This is a genomic window from Stenotrophomonas sp. SAU14A_NAIMI4_5, assembly GCF_003086795.1.
In the GTDB taxonomy this organism is placed as follows: domain Bacteria; phylum Pseudomonadota; class Gammaproteobacteria; order Xanthomonadales; family Xanthomonadaceae; genus Stenotrophomonas.
This window is the reverse complement of record NZ_CP026003.1, coordinates 277,149-298,061: the sequence shown is the minus strand read 5'-3', so window position 1 is coordinate 298,061 and position 20,913 is coordinate 277,149. Positions and strand designations below refer to the sequence as shown.

Genomic DNA, 20,913 nt, shown 5'->3' with positions numbered 1-20,913 from the left:
GATGCCGGCCAGCGGCCGGCACTACCGGGGGCACCGCGGGGTAGTGCCGGCCGCTGGCCGGCAACGCGGCCCCCTCACGCCCGGTGCGGCGTACCCAGGTACTCGGCGCTCTGCATTTCGATCAGGCGCGAGGCGGTGCGCTCGAAGGCGCCCTGCAGGCGCTCGCCGGCATACAGTTCCACCGGCGAGGTGCTGGCGGTGCAGACCAGGTTGACGTGGCGGTCGTACAGCTCGTCGATCAGGTTCACGAAGCGGCGCGCGGCATCTTCGTTCAGGCGGTCGAAGGCGGGAATGCCGCCCAGCAGCACCGTGTTGAACTCGTGCGCGATCTCGATGTAATCCGACGGGCCGCGCGGGCCTTCGCAGAGCGCGGCGAAATCGAACCAGGCGATGCTCTTGCCACGGCCCCGCACCGGAATCTTGCGGCCCTCGATCTCGATGTTGCCGGCCTTGGCCGGCTGCCCGCCACTCAGTTCGCCCCAGCGGCTGGCCAGCCAGCCATCGCTGTCGGCGGCCAGCGGCGCGCGGTACACCGGCGAACGGGTCAGCGCGCGCATGCGGTAATCCTCGGTGCCCTCGGCGTACAGCTCCACGCAATAGCGCTGCAACAGGCCGATGGCCGGCATGAAGCTCTCGCGCTGCAGGCCGTTGAGGTACAGGTTCTCCACCGCCGTGTTGGAGGTGGTGACCAGGGTCACGCCCTCGGCGAACAGGCGCTCGAGCAGGCGCGCCAGCAGCATCGCATCACCGATGTCGGTGACGAAGAACTCGTCCAGCACCAGCACGCGCAGGTTGCTGCGCCATTCCTGGGCGATCTTCGCCAGCGGATCGCTCTGCCCCTGGTGCTCACGCAGGCGCTCGTGGACGCTGCGCATGAAGCGGTGGAAGTGCGTGCGGTACTTCTGCTTGATCGGCAGGCCGTCGTAGAACAGATCCACCAGGAAGGTCTTGCCGCGGCCGACGCCGCCCCAGAAGTACAGGCCCTTGACCGGCTCGGGCTTCTTCCAGAACGAGGACAGGCGGTCCAGCCAGCCGTCCTCGGCGCTGTCGACCAGGCCCAGGTGGATGCGGTCCAGTTCGGCCAGGGCCGCGTGCTGGGCCGGGTCGTCCTGCCAGTCGCCGCTGGCAACCCCGGCCGCGTACCGCTGCGACGGGGTCAACGCCTGCTCGCTCATGCCGCCGCGCCCAGCCAGTGCTTGACGCCGTGGGTCAGCGCGCCGCGCAGGTCGATCAGCTTGCGGTGGAAGAAGTGGCTGGTTTCGGGCATGCGCACCAGCTCATGCGGGACATCGAGCGTGTCCAGCCACTGGTAGACGGCCTGCGGGTCGACGATCTCGTCCTGCTCGCCCTGGATGACCAGCCAGCGGGCCGGCGGCTGCACGCCGCTGAAATCCCAGCGGCCGGCCGGCGGCGCGATCGAGATCAGCGCTTCCGGCTGCAGCTCGCCTGCGGCCTTCAGCGAAACGAAGGAGCCGAAGCTGAAACCGGCCAGCCACAGGCGGTCGTCCGGGCGCTGGCTGCGCACCCAGGCGGTGACGGCCTTGAGGTCGTCCTGTTCGCCCCCGCCGTGGTCGAAGCTGCCGGCCGAGCCGCCGACGCTGCGGAAGTTGAAGCGCACCGTGGCGATGCCCAGCTCGCGCAGGGTGGTGGCGGTCATGGTGACCACCTTGTTGTGCAGGGTGCCGCCTTCGGTGGACAGCGGGTGGCAGATGACGGCCACGATCGGCTGCACCGGCACGTCGGCCTTGGGCAGGTCGACGACCACTTCCAGCGGGCCGGCCGGGCCGTCCAGTACGAGGCAGGCGGTTTCGCCGGGGGCGACGGGGAACGAGGGCTTGTGCATGGCACCATGATACCGTCCCCCGCCCCTGCCCTGTGCCCGCCCCATGCTCTACCTGTCCCTGGCCGTGATCTGCAGTGTGCTGGTTTCGGTGTTGTTGAAGCTGGCCAACCGCCGCGCGCTGGACGTGCCGCAGATGGTGACCTGGAACTATCTGGTCGCCGCCACCCTCACTGCCGTGGTGCTGCAGCCGCCGCTGGACGCGCTGCGCGCGCCGCATGCGCCGTGGCTGTCACTGCTGGCGCTGGCGGTGGTGCTGCCCTCGATCTTCCTGGTGCTGGGCCGCGCGGTGGCGGTGGCCGGCATCGTCCGCAGCGACGTGGCCCAGCGCCTGTCGCTGCTGCTGTCGCTGGCGGCGGCCTTCCTGTTCTTCGGCCAGACGGCCACGCCGTGGAAGCTGGCCGGGCTGGGCCTGGGCGTGCTGGCGATGGTGGCCATCAGCCTGCGCCCGCGTGGGCCGGCCGTGGCGGCCTCGCCCGGTGGCTGGGGCTGGCTGCTGGGCGTGTGGGGCGGCTTTGCGGTGGTGGACGTGCTGCTCAAGCAGGTGGCGCTGTCGGGCACGCCGTCGATGGCGGCGGTGCTGGCCAGCTTCAGCGTGGCCTTCGTGCTGATGCTGGCGCTGCAGCTGTGGCGGCATGCCAGCGGCCGCAGCCGGCTGGCCTGGCGCAACCTGGGCGCCGGCGCGCTGCTGGGCCTGCTCAACGGCGGCAACATCCTCTTCTATGTACACGCGCACCAGTCGATGCCGGACAGCCCGGCCACCGTGTTCGCCGGCATGAACATCGGCGTGGTGGTGCTGGGCGCGCTGGTGGGCGTGTTCGCCTTCGGCGAGGCCACCACGAAGTGGAACCGCGCCGGCCTGGCGCTGGCGGTGCTGGCGATCGGATTGATCGCCTGGGGGTGAGGCCGCCCGGGGTCGGATCCCATTCCAACGGAATGCGCTCTGACCCCTGCGTTTGAGACCCCGCGATGCCTTGGGGTCAGAGCCCATTCCGTTGGAATGGGATCCGACCCCGGCGTTTCCCCAAAGCAGTCGAGCATGGCTCGACTCTACAGAAAGCCGCCGGGCGTGCCCCGGCGAATCCTTACTTGCCGAAACCCAGCAGCAGTGGGTCGTGGTCGGAGCTGCGCCACGGGCCCGGCACGTTGCGACCCTGGTAGCCGCTGGCGTCCTGTTCGTCGGCGTTGCTGTGCCATTCGGCGGCCGCGCGCAGGCGCTTGGCCATGCCCGGGCTCAGCAGCGCGTGGTCGAGGCGGCCGGTATAGCCGTTGTAGACGTAGCTGTAGGGATGCTCGACCTTGGCCACCTTGAAGGCGTCCTGCCAGCCGAGGTCATGCAGGGTGCGGATCGGGTCTTCCTGCGCATAGGCGTTGAAGTCGCCCAGCAGCACCGCGTCCTGGGCACCGGTGCCGGTCGGGTTGGTCTTCAGCCAGTCGTTCAATTGCTGCGCCGAGGCGACGCGGGTGGCGTTCCAGCAGCCCTGGCCGTCGTTCCGGTCGGCATCGGCGCCTGCAGCCTCGCGGCAGCCCTTGGACTTGAAGTGGTTGGCGACCACCACGAACGGCGCGCCCTGCTTGGCCTGGAACGCCTGCGCCAGCGGCACGCGGCTGTGCTCGACGAACGGGCCGCCGGTCAGCGTGGCCGGCTTGCCCAGCGGCTGCAGGCGGCTGCTGCGGTAGATGATGCCGACGCGGATCGGGTTGTCGCCCGGGCCGTTGCCGGCGTCGACGAAGCGCCAGTCGCCCTGCGCGCCGCGGTCGCGGTTGAGCGCATCGACCAGTTCGGCGATGGCCGACTGCGGGCCGTAGCCGTCGTTTTCCAGTTCCATCAGCGCGGCGACATCGGCGCCGAGCGAGTTGACGGTGGTGACCAGCTTGGCCACCTGGGCCTTGTGTTCGTCCAGCGTGCGCGCGCCGCGCAGGGTCGGGAAACCACCGCCCTGGCCATCACCGTTGAAGAAGTTCTCCAGGTTGAAGGCGGCGATGTGCAGGTCGCCGGCCACCTTCGGCACCGCCGGGCGCTGCAGTTCCGGCAGCTTCAGCGTGCCCTGCACCTGCAGGCTGGGGCGGCCCTGTGCGTCCACGCGCACGATGCCTTCCACGTTGCGCAGCTGCATGCCGGTGCGCAGCACCGGGTTGCCGGCCAGGTACGGCACGCTGCCCGGGTCGCGGGCATCGCTGCCGTCATCCAGCACCAGACGGCGGCGCTGGTTGTCAGCCATCACCTGTTCGATGCCGGCCGTGCCCGGCGCGGCCACTTCAGTGGGCTGCCAGAGGCGGCCATCGAAGGCCACGGTGAGCTGGCCGAAGCGCTCCAGGCCGTCGGTGCCGGCCAGGGTGAGCGGAGCGGCGATGCGCACGTGCTGGCCGTCCAGCGCGCGCCAGTCGGCCGGGGCCGTGGTCAGCACGACCGGGGCCTTGCTGCGGGCGGTGGTGGAGGTCGGGGTCGGCGCGGCCTGCGGCTGGGCCTGGGCAAAGGCGGTGGCCGGCAGCAGCAGGGACAGGGCAAGGGCGAGGGAACGGCGGCGCATCGACGGGCGACTCCACGAAATGGGCGCACAGACTAACCCCGAAATGTGCAGGCCCGCTTGCAGCGCAGGTTTCGGCCTTGGTAGGCAAAGCCGGGTAGTGCCGGCCGCTGGCCGGCAACCGGCGGCGGGGGCGCGCGGGGGTAGAGTCGACTGTTAGTCGACTGCTCTTCGCTACGTTGCCGAAAAGCCCGCGCTGCGCGCGATAGTCGACTAGCAGTCGACTCTACCCCCGTTCCGCCGTTTCCCGGTTTGGCCGTTCCGGCGGTTACTTCAGGTTGCCCAGCATCCAGTCCACGGTGGCGTGGATCTGTTCCTCGGTCAGCGCCGGATTGCCGCCCTTGGGCGGCATGATCCCGCCATCCGGGCCGGTGTAGCCCTCGATGGCGTGCTTGTAGAGAGTGTCCTTGCCCTGCGCCAGGCGCTGGTCCCAGTGCGCGTGGTCGAGGGTCGGGGCCTGGCCAACGCCAGTGGTGTGGCAGGCGGTGCAGAGGTTGTCGAAGATGACCTTGCCGTCCTTGGTGCCGCCGTAGGCGACCTGCGAGGCGGCCTTGGCCAGTGCGGCCGCCTTGGCCGCGGCCTGCGCGGCGGCGCCGGTGCTGCCGGCATACACCGCGCCAGTGGGCGAGATGCGCTGCTCGGTGCGTTTGGCCGCCGTGGGCGACACCTCGGGCGGAATCCGGGTGTGGATGTACGCCGCCAGGAGGATGAGACCGAGGGTGATGGCCGCCAGCAGCGCGATCACCATGGAGAAGCGTTTCAGGAACTCCAGATCGTAATTCCGCACTCTTCGTTACCCCTGGCTGATAGTCGTTGGACCACGGCTGAGCGACTGCGTGATGGGCCGAGTATAGAACGCGCTTCGCGTGCGACAACAGGCGTCGATGCTGGTGCGGCGCAGCATGCGGCCGTGGCCGCATGCGGGTAGCGCCGGGCCACGCCCGGCGAGCGCGAAGCGCGGCAACAGCCGCCGGGCATGGCCCGGCGAGCGCGAAGCGCGGCAACAGCCGCCGGGCATGGCCCGGCGCTACCGTTTTGAGGGGGCGCCGATCGCGCGCAGGCAGAAGCTGCAGATCGCGTCCACCAGCGCACCTTCGTCGCGATGCACTTCGCGGCTGGGCGCAGTCGGGCCGACCATCGCTTCGGTGAAGGCACCGACCAGGCAGGCGGCCGTGGCATGCGCGTCCTGCGCGGGTAGTTCGCCGGCGGCGACGCCCTCTTCCACCAGGCGCAGGAACACGTCACCGAAGGCGCGGCGCCCGCGCATGCGCTCGGCCTCCACGTCCGGGTCCACCGGCTCGACGATGAAGGCATGGGCCAGCCCCGGCCCGGCCAGGGCGCGACGGACGAAGGCGGTGATCGCCAGGCGCAAGCGCTCGCTGGCCACCTCGGGGCCGCTGGCGATGCGCTCCATGATCTCCACCTCGTGGGCCACGGCGGCGTTGAGCACCTCCACGAACAGCTCGGCCTTGGACGGGAAGTGCCGGTAGATCAAGCCGGTGGACACCCCCGCCTGGGTCGCCACGGCGGTCACCGGGGCATTGCGCCAGCCCCCGGCCGCAACCAGCTCGCGGGTCGCCAGCAGGATCCGTTCACGGGCCCCGGCCAGCCGTTCTTCCATCAATGCAGAGCGTTTGTAGGCCATATCCTGATTCTAGTTTCAATTTTTGAATTTGTATTCACTTCTTTCCCGAACCCCGCTACGCTGGGCCCATCGCCCGTGCTGGCCGCTGCCTTCAACAGCCACCAGCCTCCCCCTGACGGGTGCGTCCATTCCCCCACCTTCCTCGTGGAGCCGCCGCAATGCACGTGCCATCCCTGAACTTCGATCTTGGCGAAGATATCGACCTGCTGCGCCAGAGCGTGGCCCATTTTGCCGCTGCCGAGGTCGCTCCGCTGGCCGCCGAGGCCGATGCCACCAACCAGTTCCCGCTGGCCCTGTGGCCCAAGCTGGGCGAACAGGGCCTGCTGGGCCTCACCGTGGAAGAAGAATACGGCGGCACCGGCATGGGCTACCTGGCCCATGTGGTGGCGATGGAAGAAATTTCGCGCGCCTCCGGCGGCATCGGCCTCTCTTATGGCGCGCACTCCAACCTGTGCGTGAACCAGCTGCGCAAGAACGGCAACGAGGAACAGAAGCAGCGCTTCCTGCCCGGCCTGTGCAGCGGCGCGCTGGTCGGTGCGCTGGCGATGAGCGAACCGGGCGCTGGTTCGGACGTGGTGTCGATGAAGCTGCGCGCGGACAAGCGCGGTGACCGCTACGTGCTCAACGGCAACAAGATGTGGATCACCAACGGCCCCGATGCCGACGTGCTGGTGGTCTACGCCAAGACCGACATGGCGGCCGGTGCCAAGGGCATTACCGCCTTCCTGGTCGAAAAGGGCATGAAGGGGTTCACCACCGCGCAGAAGCTGGACAAGCTGGGCATGCGCTCCTCGCCCACCTGCGAGCTGGTGTTCCAGGATTGCGAAGTGCCGGAAGAGAACGTGCTGGGCCAGGTCGGCGGCGGCGTGCGCGTGCTGATGTCCGGCCTGGACTACGAGCGCGTGGTGCTGTCCGGTGGCCCGCTGGGCCTGATGGCCGCGGCCATGGACGTGGTGATGCCGTATGTGCACGAGCGCCACCAGTTTGGTGAAGCCATCGGCAGCTTCCAGCTGATCCAGGCCAAGATCGCCGACATGTACGTGGGCCTGGGTGCCTGCCGCGCCTATGTCTATGCCGTGGCGCGCGCCTGCGACCAAGGCCGCACCACCCGCCAGGACGCCGCCGGCGCCATCCTGTATGCCGCCGAGAAGGCCACCTGGCTGACCGGCCAGGCGATCCAGATCCTGGGCGGCAACGGCTACATCAATGAATACCCGACCGGCCGCCTGTGGCGCGACGCCAAGCTGTATGAAATCGGCGCCGGCACCTCGGAGATCCGCCGCATGCTGATCGGCCGCGAACTGTTCCAGCGCACCCTGTAAGGCCACTGCGATGACCGTCCTCAACAGCCAGCTGCAACCGGGCAGCGACACCTTCGAAAGCAACCGCGCGGCCATGCAGGCCGTGGTTGATGACCTGCACGCCACGCTGGCGCGCACCGCGCTGGGCGGCAACGAGGCTGCGCGCGCCAAGCACACCGCACGCGGCAAGCTGCTGGTGCGCGACCGTATCGACGCCCTGCTCGACCCCGGCAGCGCCTTCCTGGAAATCGCGCCGCTGGCCGCGCACGGCATGTACGAAGACGCCGTACCCGCCGCGGGCGTGGTGGCCGGCATCGGCCGGGTCAGCGGTGTCGAATGCGTGATCGTGGCCAACGATGCCACCGTCAAGGGCGGCACCTACTACCCTATGACGGTGAAGAAGCACCTGCGCGCGCAGGAGATCGCCGAGCAGAACCACCTGCCCTGCATCTACCTGGTCGACTCCGGTGGTGCGTTCCTGCCACTGCAGGACGAGGTGTTCCCCGACCGCGATCATTTCGGCCGCATCTTCTACAACCAGGCCAACCTGTCCGCACAGGGCATCCCGCAGATCGCCTGCGTGATGGGCAGCTGCACCGCCGGCGGCGCCTACGTGCCGGCGATGAGCGATGAAACGGTGATCGTGCGCGAGCAGGGCACGATCTTCCTGGGCGGTCCGCCGCTGGTGAAGGCCGCCACCGGTGAAGTGGTGACGGCCGAAGAACTGGGCGGCGCCGACGTGCACACGCGCATTTCGGGCGTGGCCGACCACATGGCCGACAACGACCTGCAGGCACTGGCACGGGTGCGCGCGATCATCGCCCAGTTGAACTGGCGCAAGCCGGAACCGGCGATGGCGGTGCAGCCCAGCGAGGAACCGCTGCTGCCGGCGCACGAGCTGTACGGGGTGATCCCGGCCGATACGCGCAAGCCCTACGACGTGCGCGAAGTGATCGCACGCCTGGTCGATGGCTCGCGTTTCGATGAGTTCAAGCCGCGCTATGGCGCGACGCTGGTCACCGGCTTCGCGCATCTGAACGGCTACCCGATCGGCATCATCGCCAACAACGGCATCCTGTTCTCCGAGTCCGCGCTGAAGGGCGCGCACTTCATCGAGCTGTGCACCCAGCGCAACATCCCGCTGGTGTTCCTGCAGAACATCACCGGCTTCATGGTCGGCCGCAAGTACGAACAGGGCGGCATCGCCAAGGACGGGGCCAAGCTGGTGATGGCCGTGGCCTGCGCCAAGGTGCCCAAGTTCACCGTGGTCATCGGCGGCTCGTTCGGTGCCGGCAACTACGGCATGTGCGGCCGCGCCTATTCGCCCAACTTCCTGTGGATGTGGCCGAACGCGCGCATCGGCGTGATGGGCGGCGAACAGGCCGCCAGCGTGCTGGCCACGGTCAAGCGCGATGGTATCGAAGCCAAGGGCGGGCAGTGGCCGGCGGCGGAAGAAGACGCCTTCAAGGCGCCGATCCGCGACCAGTTCGAACAGCAGGGCCACCCCTACTACGCCAGCGCGCGCCTGTGGGATGACGGCGTGATCGATCCGGTCGACACCCGCCGTGTCCTGGCCCTGGCCCTGTCGGCCAGCCTCAACGCCGCCCCGCAGCAGACGCGCTTCGGCGTGTTCCGCATGTGACCCGTGCCATGACCGAGCAAGCTCCCATGAAGCCCGTCGCCATGTTCAGCAAAATCCTCATCGCCAACCGTGGCGAGATCGCCTGCCGCGTCATCGCCACCTGCCGTCGCCTGGGCATCGCCACCGTGGCGGTGTATTCCGATGCCGACCGCAACGCGCGCCACGTGCGCCTGGCCGACGAGGCCATCCACATCGGCGCGGCTGCCGCGCGTGAAAGCTACCTGCGCGGCGACGTGCTGCTGGAGGCCGCACGCCGCAGCGGCGCGCAGGCCATCCATCCCGGCTACGGCTTCCTCTCCGAGAACGCCGATTTCGCCGATGCCTGTGCCGCCGCCGGCATCACCTTCATCGGCCCGCCGGCCAGCGCCATCCGCGCGATGGGCGACAAGAGCGCGGCCAAGGCATTGATGGCCAAGGCCGGCGTGCCGCTGACCCCGGGCTACCACGGTGACCAGCAGGAGCCCGTGTTCCTGCGCGCGCAGGCCGATGCCATCGGCTACCCCGTGCTGATCAAGGCCAGCGCCGGTGGCGGTGGCAAGGGCATGCGCAAGGTCGAACGCAGCGAAGACTTCGTTGATGCGCTGGCCAGCTGCCAGCGCGAGGCCGCCTCGGCCTTCGGCAACGACCACGTGCTGGTGGAGAAGTACGTCGAGCGACCGCGCCATATCGAGATCCAGGTGTTCGGCGATTCCCACGGGGATGCGGTCTACCTGTTCGAGCGCGACTGCTCGGTGCAGCGCCGCCACCAGAAAGTGCTGGAAGAAGCCCCGGCACCGGGCATGAGCGCCGAGCGCCGTGCAGCGATGGGCAAGGCCGCGGTCGATGCCGCGCGCGCGGTGGGCTACGTGGGTGCGGGCACGGTGGAGTTCATTGCCGGCCCGGACGGCGATTTCTACTTCATGGAAATGAACACCCGCCTGCAGGTCGAACATCCGGTGACCGAGTACATCACCGGCACCGACCTGGTGGAATGGCAGCTGCGCGTGGCCGCTGGCCAGCCGATGCCGCTGCGCCAGGAACAGCTGGCCATCCACGGCCATGCCATCGAAGCGCGCCTGTATGCCGAAGATGCCGACCGTGGTTTCCTGCCGTCCACCGGCACCCTGCGCCGCCTGCGCCTGCCGACGCCTTCGGCGAACGTGCGCGTGGATACCGGCGTGGAAGAAGGCGACAGCATCACCCCGTACTACGATCCGATGATCGCCAAGCTGATCGTCTGGGACGTGGACCGCGAGGCCGCCCTGCGCCGCATGAGCCAGGCCCTGGCTGACTGCCAGGTGGTGGGCGTGACCACCAATGCCGGTTTCCTGCGTCGCCTGGTCAACACCGATTCGTTCGCGCACGCGAAGCTGGACACCGCGCTGATCGAACGCGAACAGGCCGCGCTGAACGCCGTGGGCGACAGCGATGATGCGCTGTGGCAGCTGGCGGCCATCGCTGCCGTGGCCAGTACCGCGCGTGCGGGCAGCGATGCACGCGATCCGCATTCGCCGTGGCAGGCGCAGGACGGTTGGCGCCTCGGTGCTTCGGCACCGCGTGTGCTGCCGCTGCAGCAGGGCGAGCGCACGCACACGTTGAAGGTGTGGGCGCAGGCCGATGGCTGGCGCGTGCAGCGCGATGATGCTGCACCGGCCACGGTGCTCGGCAGCGCCGACGGCCAGCACATGAGCGTGCAGCTGGACGGTCGCCGCTGGCAGCTGCAGCTGCTGCGCGAAGGCGACCAGCTGTATCTGTTCGGCGCCGATGGCCAGCACCGCTTCACCCTGCATGACCCGGTCGGTGAATCAGACAACGCCACCGCCGATGCCGGCAGCCTGCTGGCACCGATGCCGGGCAGGATCGTGGCCACCCTGGTCGACGCCGGTACGCAGGTGAAGCGCGGCACGCCGCTGGTGGTGCTGGACGCGATGAAGATGGAGCACACCCTGCAGGCCCCGGCCGACGGCACGGTGAAGGGCTACCGCGCCAAGGCCGGCGACCAGGTGGGCGACGGCGCCGTGCTGGTGGATTTCGAAGCCGCTTGAGAAGTGGGAAGGACGGACGCGCGCTCAGCCGGCGCGCGTCCAGACCTCGCCGGCCGGGTCCAGCTCGGCCGTTTCCATGCTTGCCGCGCGCCAGCCGAAACCACACATCGCCAATGCGCCCTGCTGCACCGGGTCCAGCTGCAGCACCGGTTCCAGGCAGCGCTCGTTGATCGCGCCGGTGATGAAGGCGCCCAGGCCCAGGTCGGTGGCCGACAGGTACATCGTCTGCGACAGGTGCCCCGCCTCGAGCGCGACCACGCGGTAGCCCTTGGCGTGGCGCCGGTATTTCCAGAACGTGCGGTCGAAGCGCGGCACCAGGGTCACCAGGCAGTGCGCATTGGCAAACCAGTGCTGCTGGCCCAGTGCTTCCATGGCGAACGCACGCAGTCCCATCGGCGGATCCGGCAGGCGCAGTAGGCGGTGCCCGTCCAGCAGGTAGCGATACACACCCGGCGCCACGCCGTCCACGTTCTGCACCACCAGGTACGCCTCGGTGGGATGCAGGCCGCCGCCGGATGGGCTGCTCTTCTTCTGGAAACGCAGGTCATCGCTGACCTGTACATGGGCGCGTGCACCGAACACGCGCGCCAGCATGGTGGAGAACATCGCCATCGGCAGTGGCCGGTGCTCATCGAAGTTGCGGCAGGTCGCACGCCGCGCCAGCAGCACATCGAAATCGGTGTCGTCCTGCAGCGGCAGCATCTGGCTTTCCGCATCGGCCGCCACCGCCGTCGGTGCCGGCGGCGGCCCCAGCACCTCACGCATGCCCACGGCCGTATCGGTACCGGAGTCGCGCGTGTTCTTCACGGCATCGACGCCCTCCCACCGCGTGAACGCATGCAGCACCGCCGCCAGCGGATGCCAGTACGCCTCGCGCTGGCGATCATCGGCCTGGCGCACCTGCAGCGCCGCCTCATCGCCGGGTGATGCACTGACCAGCAGGCCCAGGCGCAGCAGCGCCTCGCAGGCGGCGAGCTCGTCCTCGTCCGCGGGCACGTCCTGCCACTGGGTGGCGCCGATGCGGCCCAGCAGCTCGCGCTGCATGGCATCCACGTCCACCGGCTCGCCGAGGTGGGGCGCCAGTGCCACCCAGCGCATCTGGCGGCGGATGCCGTTACCGCCGGAGAGCAGGTCCTGCAGATCGAAGTCGGCGCTCTCGCGCGGTTCCAGCAGCAGGATCTCGCAACGTCGGATGCGGGCGGAAGACACGGCAGGATCTACGGACATGGCATCGGATTCGAAAGGGCGCAGTTCACTAGCGGCCGCCGCCGACGGAACTTCATCGCGCACTCAAGTGCGGGCTGCGTGGGCCGATCTAACAACGCTTGTCCACTTCTTCCGTCGCCGTTCCCGAGGTTCTTCGTGTCCCTGCCTACCCTGCCCGCGCCGATCGCCATGGCGCTGATCTGCGCGCTCGCTGAAGACGATGCGTTCCGCGCGCTGTTCGCTTCCAACCCTGCTTCTGCCCTGGTCAGCCTTGGCCTGCCTGCCGCTGATGCGGAACTGCTGAAAGTGTGCTGCCACGTCAACCAGCTGGCCTCCAAGGAAGCCATCCATGATGCCAAGCAGGAACTGCAGACGATGCTGACCCGGGAGCTCGGTCAGCTGGTTCCGGCGCTGGATGCCAGCCCGGGCCCGGGCTGGACCCTCAAGGGACCGTAATCGCGGCCGCCGTCGGCTCCGGCCGGCGGCGCAGCGTGGCAGCCACGCCTGCGGCGCGGTTGCTGTCGAGGACGTTGAGCGGCTGCAGGCAGTACGCGCAGTCCACCTCGGCATAGGCACGGCCGCGGTTGCCGGCCAGATAGTCCGCCTGCGCGAGTGCCTGCGCGTTGGCGCCCTTGGCCAGGTACGCATCCATCGCGGCCACGCGGGTCTGGAAGCTGGCCTGCCCGGTCAACCAGGGCGCCAGCATGGCCAGCGCCTCATCCGGCTTTTTCTGGTGCGTGGCCAGGCTGGCGCGTACCACGGCCATCGTTTCCGCAACCGGCGGCTGACCCAACACCTCATTGATCGGGGACAAGCGGGCAAGCACCCGCTCCACCAGCGCGGTGTCACCCATCCGCACCGACAACAGGGCCGACGCCAGTGCCACCATCGCGTCATCGCCACCGTCGGCCGGGGCCCGGTTGTCGACCCGTCGCAGGGCGCTGTCTACGTTGTGGCGCAGCTGTGCACGCGTTGCATCATCATCGCCGGCGCCCCACAGCGCGGTTGCCAGTGGCACCAGCATCACCTGCTGGTCGAACCCTGACGCGCTGGCGAACTGCGAGTTGCCGTCGCGGGCGATCTGCACCGCGTGCGTCCACTGCTTGCGGTCGACGGCGATGCTGGTGCGTTCGATGACCACGTGGCGGGACGGTGCAGCGCGATCGAGCATCGATTCTGCAGCCGCGTAGTTGCGCAGGCTGGCCTCGGCCGACCCCAGGTAGCGGTTACTGGCGGTGCGCCCGCCATCGATGGCGCGCTTGAAGGCCTGGCGGGCGCCTGTCACATCGCCGCGCGCCACCAGGATGCGACCCAGGAGATCGTGCGCCACGTTGCTGAGTTCAAACCGCGGATCCGCTGCCTGCCGCGCATACGGCAGCGATTCCTCGAACCGGTTCTCCGCATAGAGCCACAGGGCCGCGTTGTAATGCGCGGCGAAGTAGTCCGGATACAGGCTGGACAGGCGCCGCCATGCATCGGAGGCCTGCCCGCGGTCGCGCAGCGTCGCCGCCCACGCGTCCAGATAAAGCGCCTCGCGGGGTGGCAGGCGGCGCTTGAGGCTCTTGGCGGTGTCCAGCGCCTGCATCGCCCCGGAAAGATCATCCACCGCGAAGTGCGCACGGACCTGCGCCATCCAGGCCAGGGCAAATTCCGGATCCAGCTCCACCGCCTGCTGGAACATGGCCAGCGCACCCTGGTAGTCGTTGCGGGCGTAAAGCTTCTGCCCGAGCGAATAGGCGCGCAGCGCATCCAGGCTGCCGGTGGTGACCGCAGGCAGCGGCGTAGAGTCCTGCTCGACCTGCTCCAGCGTCTCGCCCAGGCGGCCGCGCAGTCGCGCCACCACGTCATCGGTGGAAGCGAGCAGCGATTCCAGGCCACGGCCGTCGGCAGATTCGACGGCAAGCGTGGCACGGCTGGCCGGATCCACCACGCCCACGCTCAGGCGCAGGCGACCGCCGGCTTCGGACAACGTTGGCATCAACACCACCCGCGCGCCCACGCGCTGGGCGATCTCGGATGCATTGTTCGCGTCCAGCGGCGCATCCAGCGAGGCGCGCATCTGCTGCAGCACGCTGCGTGCTTTCAGGTCGCTGATCACGTTGACGTAGCGCGACTGTTCCAGGCTGATGCGCAGTGCCTGCTGGGTGGAACCATCCAGCAGGGTCTCACCGGTCAGGTTGCGCAGATCGCCGACCACCACCCAGTCGCGCTCGGCGAAGGCGATGGCCGGTTGCGGCCGGGTCAGCAACCAGCCGCCGACCAGCAGCGCCGCGCCCAGGGTGACTTCGGCGGTCATCACCAGCGGCTGCCGCCAGACCGGGATGTCACGCGATGCCTTCGCGGTCTGTCGCGGGCGCCCCAGACCGCGCGTCGCCGGGTCGTGCAGGCCGAACACTTCCATCGACTGCGCCACGCCCTTGAAGCGCCAGCGCCCGAAGGACTTCCACTTCAGCCCCTGCGCGACCTCGCCCAGATCGCCGGCGGCGCGGCGCACCATCGACTCGGCGGTGGCCGACACCAGGAACTGGCCGGGCTGCGCCAGCTGCATCAGGCGCGCGGCCATCGGCTTGGCCAGGCCTTCCACTTCCACCGGCTTGGCACCCAGCGCGATCGACTCGGCGCTGTTGTTCCACAGCAGCACTTCACCCACGTGCAGGCCGATGCGTGCGCGCAGCAGGATGTTGCGCTTGCCGCCCAGCGCCTGCAGGCCGCGCTGGTAATCCAGGCCGAAACCGAGGGCATCCACCGGGCGTTCGAACAGCATGAACAGACCATCGGAGCGGTCGATCTGCTGGCCGTTCCAGCGCTGCTGCAGGGCCATCACCAGGCGGTCATGGTCCTGGAACAGCTCAGCCGCCGAGGCGTCTCCCATCCGTTCCACCAGCAGGGTGGAATCGCACAGATCGGTGAACAGCAGGGCACGCAGCTGCGTGGTGTGCGGAGTCGATGTTCCGGAATCGCCGTTCATCGCCACAGTCTCCGCTCACTGTCCGTCCATAGGGTCAGCCCAATGCAGGCAGTTGCCGCCGGCGCGCTTGGCCCGGTACAGCGCACGGTCCGCGCCTGCATACCATTCACTCCAGTCCGCATCGGCCGCCAGCAGGCTGACGCCGATGCTGGCCGGGGTGACGTGCGGGTTGCCATGGCTGCGTTCGAGCAGGCCATGCACCGCGCTGAGGATGAACTCGGCGGCGTGCTGTGCGGCCTCTCGGTCGGCATGGCGCAGGATCAGGCAGAACTCATCACCGCCCAGGCGGCAGGCCAGGTCGTGTTCGCCGGCCATCGAGCGCAGGATGTTGCCCATGCTCTGCAGCACGCGGTCACCGGCCTGGTGGCCGTGGCGGTCGTTGACCTGCTTGAAGCGGTCACAGTCGATCAGCAGCAGCGCCTGCGGTGCGCCCTGCGGCTGGCTGCGGCATTCCTGCAGGTACAGGGTCAGGCCGCGGCGGTTGTGCAGGCCGGTCAGTTCATCGGTACGCACCAGCTCGCGCGTGTGGGTCAGCTGATGGGTGGTGATGTACAGGTTGTCCAGCGCGGTTTCCAGATCGTGGTTGCGCCGGCGGAGCTGGCTGATCAGGGCCTGTTCGTTGGTCAGCACGCGCATGATCGTGCGGCGCAGGAAGTAGGCCACCAGCCCCGGATCGGATTCGACCAGGCAATGGAAATCGGCCGGGCCAAGTTCCAGCACGTGGCAGTCTTCGATCACGCGCGCGCCGGCGCTGCGCGGATGGTCCCCCACCAGCAGGCCCAGTTCACCGAAGAACTCATGTCGTCCCAGCGTCTTGGTCACCAGGTCCTCGCCGAAATCCAGTTCGATCAATCCTTCCACGATGACGTACATGCCATCGCCGCGGTGGCCGCGGTGGAACAGCCATTGCCCGGCCTCGACCTTCAGGGGCCGCGCGAAGCGCGCAAAGAGGGCGACTTCCTCGTCCGACAACAGGGCGTGCACGATCTCGGCCATCGCCACCTGGGCGATACCGGTCGTCATGTCGATGTTCTCGGCCGCACCCCTGCCGGTCATTTCCCGCCGCCAGCGTCCCCTGGTGAGGAGCGGAGCATAGCAGTGAATCAAACTGTGCGCGTCTTCTCATTTTTCATGAAGACACCACGATCGGGACCGATCAGGCGGGCAACCCGCATTCATGAGGGTAGTTCAGGGGCGGCGGCACCCCGGACACAACAACACCGGCAGGTCCCCCGACCTGCCGGCGTCGTCTGGCCCTTCCCTGGCCACCCTGATCGGTTCGAAGGCCCGGGTAGAGTCGAGCTTGCTCGACCGCCCTGGCTTCGGGTGCGGTCACGTCAGTCGAGCAAGCTCGACTCTACCGGGTCGAGGTGGGGTCAGGCGGCGCGCTCGCTGCGGCCGCCATGGAACTGCTCTTCCTCGGTCGAGCCGGTCAGCGCAGTGGTCGAGGACTGGCCCTGCTGGATGGCCTGGGTGACCGCATCGAAGTAGCCGGTGCCGACCTCGCGCTGGTGCTTGACCGCGGTGAAGCCACGCTCGGCCGCTTCGAACTCGGCTTCCTGCAGTTCCACGAAGGCGCTCATCTGCCGGCGCGCATAGCCATGGGCCAGGTTGAACATGCCGTAGTTCAGCGCGTGGAAGCCGGCCAGGGTGATGAACTGGAACTTGTAGCCGTAGCTGCCCAGCTCGCGCTGGAACTTGGCGATCGTGGCGTCGTCCAGGTTCTTCTTCCAGTTGAAACTGGGAGAGCAGTTGTAGGCCAGCAGCTTGCCGGGGAACTTCGCATGGATCGCCTCGGCGAACTTCCGCGCGAACTCCAGGTCCGGCTTGCCGGTCTCGCACCACACCAGGTCGGCATAGGGGGCGTAGGCCAGGCCACGGCTGATCGCCTGGTCCAGGCCGTTGCGGGTCTTGTAGAAGCCTTCCACGGTGCGCTCGCCGGTGGTGAACGGCTGGTCGTTGCCGTCGATGTCACTGGTCAGCAGGTCGGCGGCTTCGGCATCGGTGCGCGCCACCAGCAGGGTCGGCACGCCCAGCACGTCGGCAGCCAGGCGCGCGGCGTTGAGCTTCTCGATGGCCTCACGGGTCGGCACCAGCACCTTGCCACCCATGTGCCCGCACTTCTTCACCGAGGCCAGCTGGTCCTCGAAGTGCACGCCGGCGGCACCGGCTTCGATCATCGCCTTCATCAGCTCGAAGGCGTTGAGCACGCCGCCGAAGCCGGCCTCGGCATCGGCCACGATCGGCTGCAGGAAGTCGATGTCATCCTTGCCTTCGGCATGGTGCAGCTGGTCGGCGCGCAGCAGGGTGTTGTTGATGCGCTTGACCACCGCCGGCACCGAATCGGCCGGGTACAGCGACTGGTCCGGGTACATCTGCCCGGCTAGGTTGGCATCGGCCGCCACCTGCCAGCCGGACAGGTAGATCGCCTTCAGACCGGCCTTGACCTGCTGCATGGCCTGGTTGCCGGTCAGCGCGCCCAGCGCATTGACGAACTCGCGCTCGTGCAGCGACTTCCACAGCTTTTCCGCGCCCAGCCGGGCCAGCGAATGCTCGATGTGGACGGTGCCACGCAGGCGCACCACGTCGGCGGCGCTGTAGTTGCGCTGGATGCCTTCCCAGCGCGGGTGGGTGTCCCAGTCGTGCTGGATCTGTTCGGCAGTGGGCAGGGTGCTCATGTCTTTCTCCAGTTCGGTGTTGTAGAGCCGGGCGCTGCCCGGCTGGGATGGATTCGGGGAAACAGGCCGTCAGTCGATGTGCTCGTAGGCCGGCAGGGTCAGGAAGTCGGTCAGTTCGTCGCTGCGGCTCAGTTCGCCCAGCAGGGCGATGGCCTCGCCGATGCGGGCGCCACCGGGCAGCGCGCGGGTATCGCCCAGCCGCGCCGGCAGCTGGGCCAGGGCGGAGTCGAGCAGCGGCAGGTCGATGGCGGTGCCGTCGTCCAGCTGCTGGCCCGGGGTGTGCAGCCACTGCCACAGCTGGCTGCGGCTGATCTCGGCGGTGGCCGCGTCTTCCATCAGGTGGTGGATCGGCACGCAGCCGTTGCCGTCCAGCCACGCGGCCAGGTAGCGCACGCAGACTTCGACGTTGCCCTCGAAACCGGCGCGGGTGATGCTGCCCGGCGGCCGCGCGATCAGTTCATCGCGGCCCACCCGCACGTCCTGGCGCAGCACCTGGTGCTGGTTCGCGGTGGGCATGTGTTCGTCGAAGATGGCCATCGCCACCGGGATCAGCGCCGGGTGCGCGACCCAGGTGCCGTCGTGGCCGGCACTGACTTCGCGCAGCTTGTCGGCGCGCACGCGGGCCATGGCCTGTTCGTTGGCGGCGGCATCGCTGTTGATCGGGATCTGCGCGGCCATGCCGCCCATCGCATGCGCGCCACGGCGGTGGCAGGTCTGGATCAGCAGTTCCGAATACGCCTTCAGGAACGGCTGGGTCATGGTCACCTGGCCACGCTCGGGCAGCACGCGGTCGGCGTGGCGGCGGAAGGTCTTCAGGTAGGAAAAGATGTAATCCCAGCGGCCGCAGTTGAGGCCGACGATGCGCTCGCGCAGGGCGTGCAGGATCTCGTCCATCTCGAACACCGCCGGCAGCGTTTCGATCAGCACGGTCACCTTGATCTGGCCGTGCGGCAGGCCGAGCATGCCTTCGATGTGCGACAGCGCGGTCTCCCACAGCGCGGCCTCTTCCATGCTCTGCAGCTTGGGCAGGTAGAAGTACGGACCGCGATCCTTGGCCTGCAGCGTGCGGGCATTGTGGAAGGCGAACACCGCCGCATCGAACAGGCCGCCGGCGATGAACTGCCCATCGACGCGCACGTGCTTCTCGTCCAGGTGCCAGCCACGCGGGCGCACGATCAGCACCGCCTGTTCCTCAAAGGGGCGCAGGGTGTAGTGCTTGCCCGGCTTGCCGTTGGCGGCCGGCGCGGTGAATTCCAGATCGCCGCGCACGGCGGCCGCCAGCGACTGCTGCCCGGCCAGCAGGTTGCGCCAGGTCGGCGAGGTCGAATCCTCGAAGTCGGCCATGAACACCTTGGCGCCGGAGTTCAGCGCGTTGATGACCATCTTCGGGTCGGTCGGGCCGGTGATCTCGACGCGGCGGTCCTGCAGCGCGGCCGGCAGCGGCGCCACGCGCCAGTCGCCGCTGCGGATCGCGGCGGTATCGCCGCGGAAGTCCGGCAGGCCGCCCTGGTCGAAGAACGCCTGGCGCTCGCGGCGGGCCTGCAGCCGCGCCTGCCGGCCCGGTTCCACCGCCCGGTGCAGCGAGACCAGCAGGGCCAGCAGCGGTGCCGGCAGCACGGTCTCCTGGCCGGCCACGCGGGTCGCCAGGGCGATACCGGGGGTGGCCTTGGCGGGGGTGGAGGAAACGGCGGAAGCAACGGCGGACATGGGGCGACTCCAGCGGTGGGGGAACGCCCCCAAAGTGCCGCCCGGGCCGAGTATTTGGCAAAACAGTTTTTGCAATGTTCCACATAAGGTGTGCTAATACTTATGACGCCATGACCACGCGCAGCCCGCCAAGTCCGCGTTTTTCCTACAAATCCGACCGGCTGAAGCCGCTGCGGGCGTTCTGCCAGACGGTGCGCCTGGGCTCGGTCTCACGGGCGGCTGAGGCGCTGTTCGTCAGCCAGCCGGCGATCAGCCTGCAGCTGCAGGCACTGGAACGTGAGCTGGGGGTACCGCTGTTCGAGCGCAGCGGGCGCCGCCTGGTGCCCAGCCGCGAGGGCCAGGTGCTGTACGAGATGGCGCAGCCACTGGTGGAAAGCCTGGACGGGCTGGAAGCGCGCTTCCGCGACAAGGTGCGCGGGTTGGATGCGGGCGAGCTGAACATCGCCGCCAACAGCTCGACCATCCTCTACCTGCTGCCGAAGATCGTCGAACGCTTCCGCCTGCACCATCCGGACGTGCGCCTGACCCTGCACAACGCGATCAGTGCCGATGGCACCGACCTGCTGCGCGAGGACGCGGCCGACCTGGCGATCGGGTCGATGACCGACGTGCCGGCCGACCTGACCTATGCGCCGGCCTATCGCTTCGAGCAGGTGCTGATCGCACCACACGATCATCCACTGGCCAGTGGTGGCGAGCTGGAGCTGGCCGACATCGCGCGCTACCCGCTGGTGCTGCCGCCGAAGCGGCAGATCACCTACCGGCTGGTGGACCAGGTGTTCCAGCGCCACCGCATCGCCTACACGGTGGCGCTGGAGGTGGGCGGCTGGGAGGTGATCAAGCAGTACGTGGCGATGGGCATGGGCATTTCCATCGTGCCGGCGCTGTGCCTGCATGAGAGCGACCATGAGCGGCTGGCGGCGCGGTCGATGAAGCGCTGGTTCCCGGAGCGCAGTTACGGGGTGATCGTGCGGCGGGGCAAGGCGTTGTCGGCGCAGGCGCGGGCGTTTGTGGAGCTGATCCAGCCGGAGTTGTTCAGTCCGCGCGATTACGACCAGAGCGGGCATTCCGAGCGGTAGGGGTGCACCTGCGGTAGTGCCGGCCGCTGGCCGGCAACGTCAACGGCAACAGCGGGCTTTCCGTGGGATGGCGGGGCGGTGTGAGTGGTCAGGACACGCCGTAAACCCATCCATGGGGGCTCGATGGCGCCATCCATGGCGCCAACGGTCCTGCCCACCCACACCGCCCCGCCTCTGACAGTTGGTCGCGGTTGTTGGTGGGTGCCGACCGTTGGTCGGCACGGGGTCGGATCCCGTTCCTGCGCAACGGGCTCTGACCCCATTTCTGCGACGCCTGACATTTGGCCGCGATCCA

At 68.7% G+C, this 20,913-nt stretch carries 16 protein-coding genes; 6 read left to right on the top strand and 10 right to left on the bottom strand.

All coding sequences use genetic code 11. The features are described from left to right. Positions 1–74 precede the first annotated feature (74 nt). Positions 75–1,175, bottom strand: coding sequence for a cell division protein ZapE (gene zapE / locus C1925_RS01280; RefSeq protein WP_108767352.1), 1,101 nt, complete (start codon positions 1,173–1,175; stop codon positions 75–77). Further along, on the bottom strand, positions 1,172–1,843 hold the full coding sequence (locus C1925_RS01275; RefSeq protein ID WP_108767351.1) for a CocE/NonD family hydrolase: 672 nt from the start codon (positions 1,841–1,843) through the stop codon (positions 1,172–1,174). Before C1925_RS01275 ends, zapE begins: the two co-directional genes overlap by 4 nt. A 43-nt stretch (positions 1,844–1,886) precedes the next feature. On the opposite strand from C1925_RS01275, the gene C1925_RS01270 reads away from it, so the two are divergent. Beyond that, on the top strand, positions 1,887–2,744 hold the full coding sequence (locus C1925_RS01270) for a hypothetical protein (RefSeq protein ID WP_108767350.1): 858 nt from the start codon (positions 1,887–1,889) through the stop codon (positions 2,742–2,744). A 181-nt stretch (positions 2,745–2,925) separates the two neighbouring features. Here the strand turns inward: C1925_RS01270 and C1925_RS01265 are convergent, their stop codons facing one another. From C1925_RS01265 to C1925_RS01255, 3 genes are all read right to left on the bottom strand, one after another. Beyond that, the gene (locus C1925_RS01265) at positions 2,926–4,371 is read right to left on the bottom strand and encodes an ExeM/NucH family extracellular endonuclease (RefSeq protein ID WP_108767349.1); all 1,446 of its coding nucleotides are present in this window, start codon (positions 4,369–4,371) and stop codon (positions 2,926–2,928) included. Between the two features lie 265 nt (positions 4,372–4,636). Then, positions 4,637–5,155, bottom strand: a complete 519-nt coding sequence (locus C1925_RS01260; protein ID WP_079224832.1) for a c-type cytochrome — start codon at positions 5,153–5,155, stop codon at positions 4,637–4,639. Positions 5,156–5,395: 240 nt separating this feature from the next. Further along, complete coding sequence (locus C1925_RS01255; RefSeq protein ID WP_108767348.1) at positions 5,396–6,013, bottom strand: TetR/AcrR family transcriptional regulator; 618 nt, start codon at positions 6,011–6,013, stop codon at positions 5,396–5,398. Between the two features lie 158 nt (positions 6,014–6,171). Between C1925_RS01255 and C1925_RS01250 the strand changes: the two genes are divergently transcribed. From C1925_RS01250 to C1925_RS01240, 3 genes are read left to right on the top strand one after another with little or no spacing between them, the layout of a single operon-like run. Then, positions 6,172–7,335: an isovaleryl-CoA dehydrogenase gene (locus tag C1925_RS01250; RefSeq protein WP_108767347.1), complete on the top strand. Its 1,164-nt coding sequence runs from the start codon at positions 6,172–6,174 to the stop codon at positions 7,333–7,335. Positions 7,336–7,345: 10 nt separating this feature from the next. Beyond that, entirely contained in the window at positions 7,346–8,956 is a 1,611-nt protein-coding gene (locus C1925_RS01245) for a carboxyl transferase domain-containing protein (protein WP_108745717.1), read from the top strand. Positions 8,957–8,997: 41 nt separating this feature from the next. After that, a complete protein-coding gene (locus C1925_RS01240; protein WP_108767346.1) occupies positions 8,998–10,980 on the top strand; it encodes an acetyl/propionyl/methylcrotonyl-CoA carboxylase subunit alpha in 1,983 nt (660 codons plus the stop codon). 24 nt (positions 10,981–11,004) lie between these two features. Here C1925_RS01240 and C1925_RS01235 read toward each other — a convergent pair whose 3' ends face one another. Then, positions 11,005–12,207 carry a putative peptide maturation dehydrogenase gene (locus C1925_RS01235; RefSeq protein WP_108767345.1) on the bottom strand — a complete coding sequence of 401 codons (1,203 nt, stop codon included), beginning with the start codon at positions 12,205–12,207 and terminating at the stop codon, positions 11,005–11,007. Between the two features lie 135 nt (positions 12,208–12,342). Between C1925_RS01235 and C1925_RS01230 the strand changes: the two genes are divergently transcribed. Continuing rightward, a complete protein-coding gene (locus C1925_RS01230) occupies positions 12,343–12,642 on the top strand; it encodes an NHLP-related RiPP peptide (protein ID WP_108767344.1) in 300 nt (99 codons plus the stop codon). Here the strand turns inward: C1925_RS01230 and C1925_RS01225 are convergent. The 4 genes from C1925_RS01225 to aceB all read right to left on the bottom strand — a co-directional run bounded on the left by C1925_RS01225 (position 12,629) and on the right by aceB (position 19,539). Next, positions 12,629–15,154 (bottom strand): putative peptide modification system cyclase, encoded by a 2,526-nt coding sequence (locus C1925_RS01225; protein ID WP_108767343.1) that lies wholly within the window; start codon positions 15,152–15,154, stop codon positions 12,629–12,631. The genes C1925_RS01230 and C1925_RS01225 overlap by 14 nt on opposite strands. A gap of 15 nt (positions 15,155–15,169) precedes the next feature. Beyond that, entirely contained in the window at positions 15,170–16,210 is a 1,041-nt protein-coding gene (locus C1925_RS01220) for a GGDEF domain-containing protein (RefSeq protein ID WP_108767342.1), read from the bottom strand. 320 nt (positions 16,211–16,530) lie between these two features. Next, positions 16,531–17,832 (bottom strand): isocitrate lyase, encoded by a 1,302-nt coding sequence (gene aceA / locus C1925_RS01215; RefSeq protein ID WP_108745712.1) that lies wholly within the window; start codon positions 17,830–17,832, stop codon positions 16,531–16,533. A gap of 69 nt (positions 17,833–17,901) precedes the next feature. Beyond that, positions 17,902–19,539, bottom strand: coding sequence for a malate synthase A (gene aceB, locus C1925_RS01210; RefSeq protein WP_108767341.1), 1,638 nt, complete (start codon positions 19,537–19,539; stop codon positions 17,902–17,904). Positions 19,540–19,649: 110 nt separating this feature from the next. On the opposite strand from aceB, the gene C1925_RS01205 reads away from it, so the two are divergent. Beyond that, positions 19,650–20,618: a LysR family transcriptional regulator gene (locus C1925_RS01205; RefSeq protein WP_108767340.1), complete on the top strand. Its 969-nt coding sequence runs from the start codon at positions 19,650–19,652 to the stop codon at positions 20,616–20,618. Positions 20,619–20,913 lie beyond the last annotated feature (295 nt).

Coding starts and splice junctions, on each gene's coding strand:
- zapE (WP_108767352.1), bottom strand. CDS start 1,175: ATGAGCGAGCAGGCGTTGACCCCGTCGCAGCGGTACGCGGCCGGGGTT.
- C1925_RS01275 (WP_108767351.1), bottom strand. CDS start 1,843: ATGCACAAGCCCTCGTTCCCCGTCGCCCCCGGCGAAACCGCCTGCCTC.
- C1925_RS01270 (WP_108767350.1), top strand. CDS start 1,887: ATGCTCTACCTGTCCCTGGCCGTGATCTGCAGTGTGCTGGTTTCGGTG.
- C1925_RS01265 (WP_108767349.1), bottom strand. CDS start 4,371: ATGCGCCGCCGTTCCCTCGCCCTTGCCCTGTCCCTGCTGCTGCCGGCC.
- C1925_RS01255 (WP_108767348.1), bottom strand. CDS start 6,013: ATGGCCTACAAACGCTCTGCATTGATGGAAGAACGGCTGGCCGGGGCC.
- C1925_RS01250 (WP_108767347.1), top strand. CDS start 6,172: ATGCACGTGCCATCCCTGAACTTCGATCTTGGCGAAGATATCGACCTG.
- C1925_RS01245 (WP_108745717.1), top strand. CDS start 7,346: ATGACCGTCCTCAACAGCCAGCTGCAACCGGGCAGCGACACCTTCGAA.
- C1925_RS01240 (WP_108767346.1), top strand. CDS start 8,998: ATGTTCAGCAAAATCCTCATCGCCAACCGTGGCGAGATCGCCTGCCGC.
- C1925_RS01235 (WP_108767345.1), bottom strand. CDS start 12,207: ATGTCCGTAGATCCTGCCGTGTCTTCCGCCCGCATCCGACGTTGCGAG.
- C1925_RS01225 (WP_108767343.1), bottom strand. CDS start 15,154: ATGAACGGCGATTCCGGAACATCGACTCCGCACACCACGCAGCTGCGT.
- C1925_RS01220 (WP_108767342.1), bottom strand. CDS start 16,210: ATGACCGGCAGGGGTGCGGCCGAGAACATCGACATGACGACCGGTATC.
- aceA (WP_108745712.1), bottom strand. CDS start 17,832: ATGAGCACCCTGCCCACTGCCGAACAGATCCAGCACGACTGGGACACC.
- aceB (WP_108767341.1), bottom strand. CDS start 19,539: ATGTCCGCCGTTGCTTCCGCCGTTTCCTCCACCCCCGCCAAGGCCACC.
- C1925_RS01205 (WP_108767340.1), top strand. CDS start 19,650: ATGACCACGCGCAGCCCGCCAAGTCCGCGTTTTTCCTACAAATCCGAC.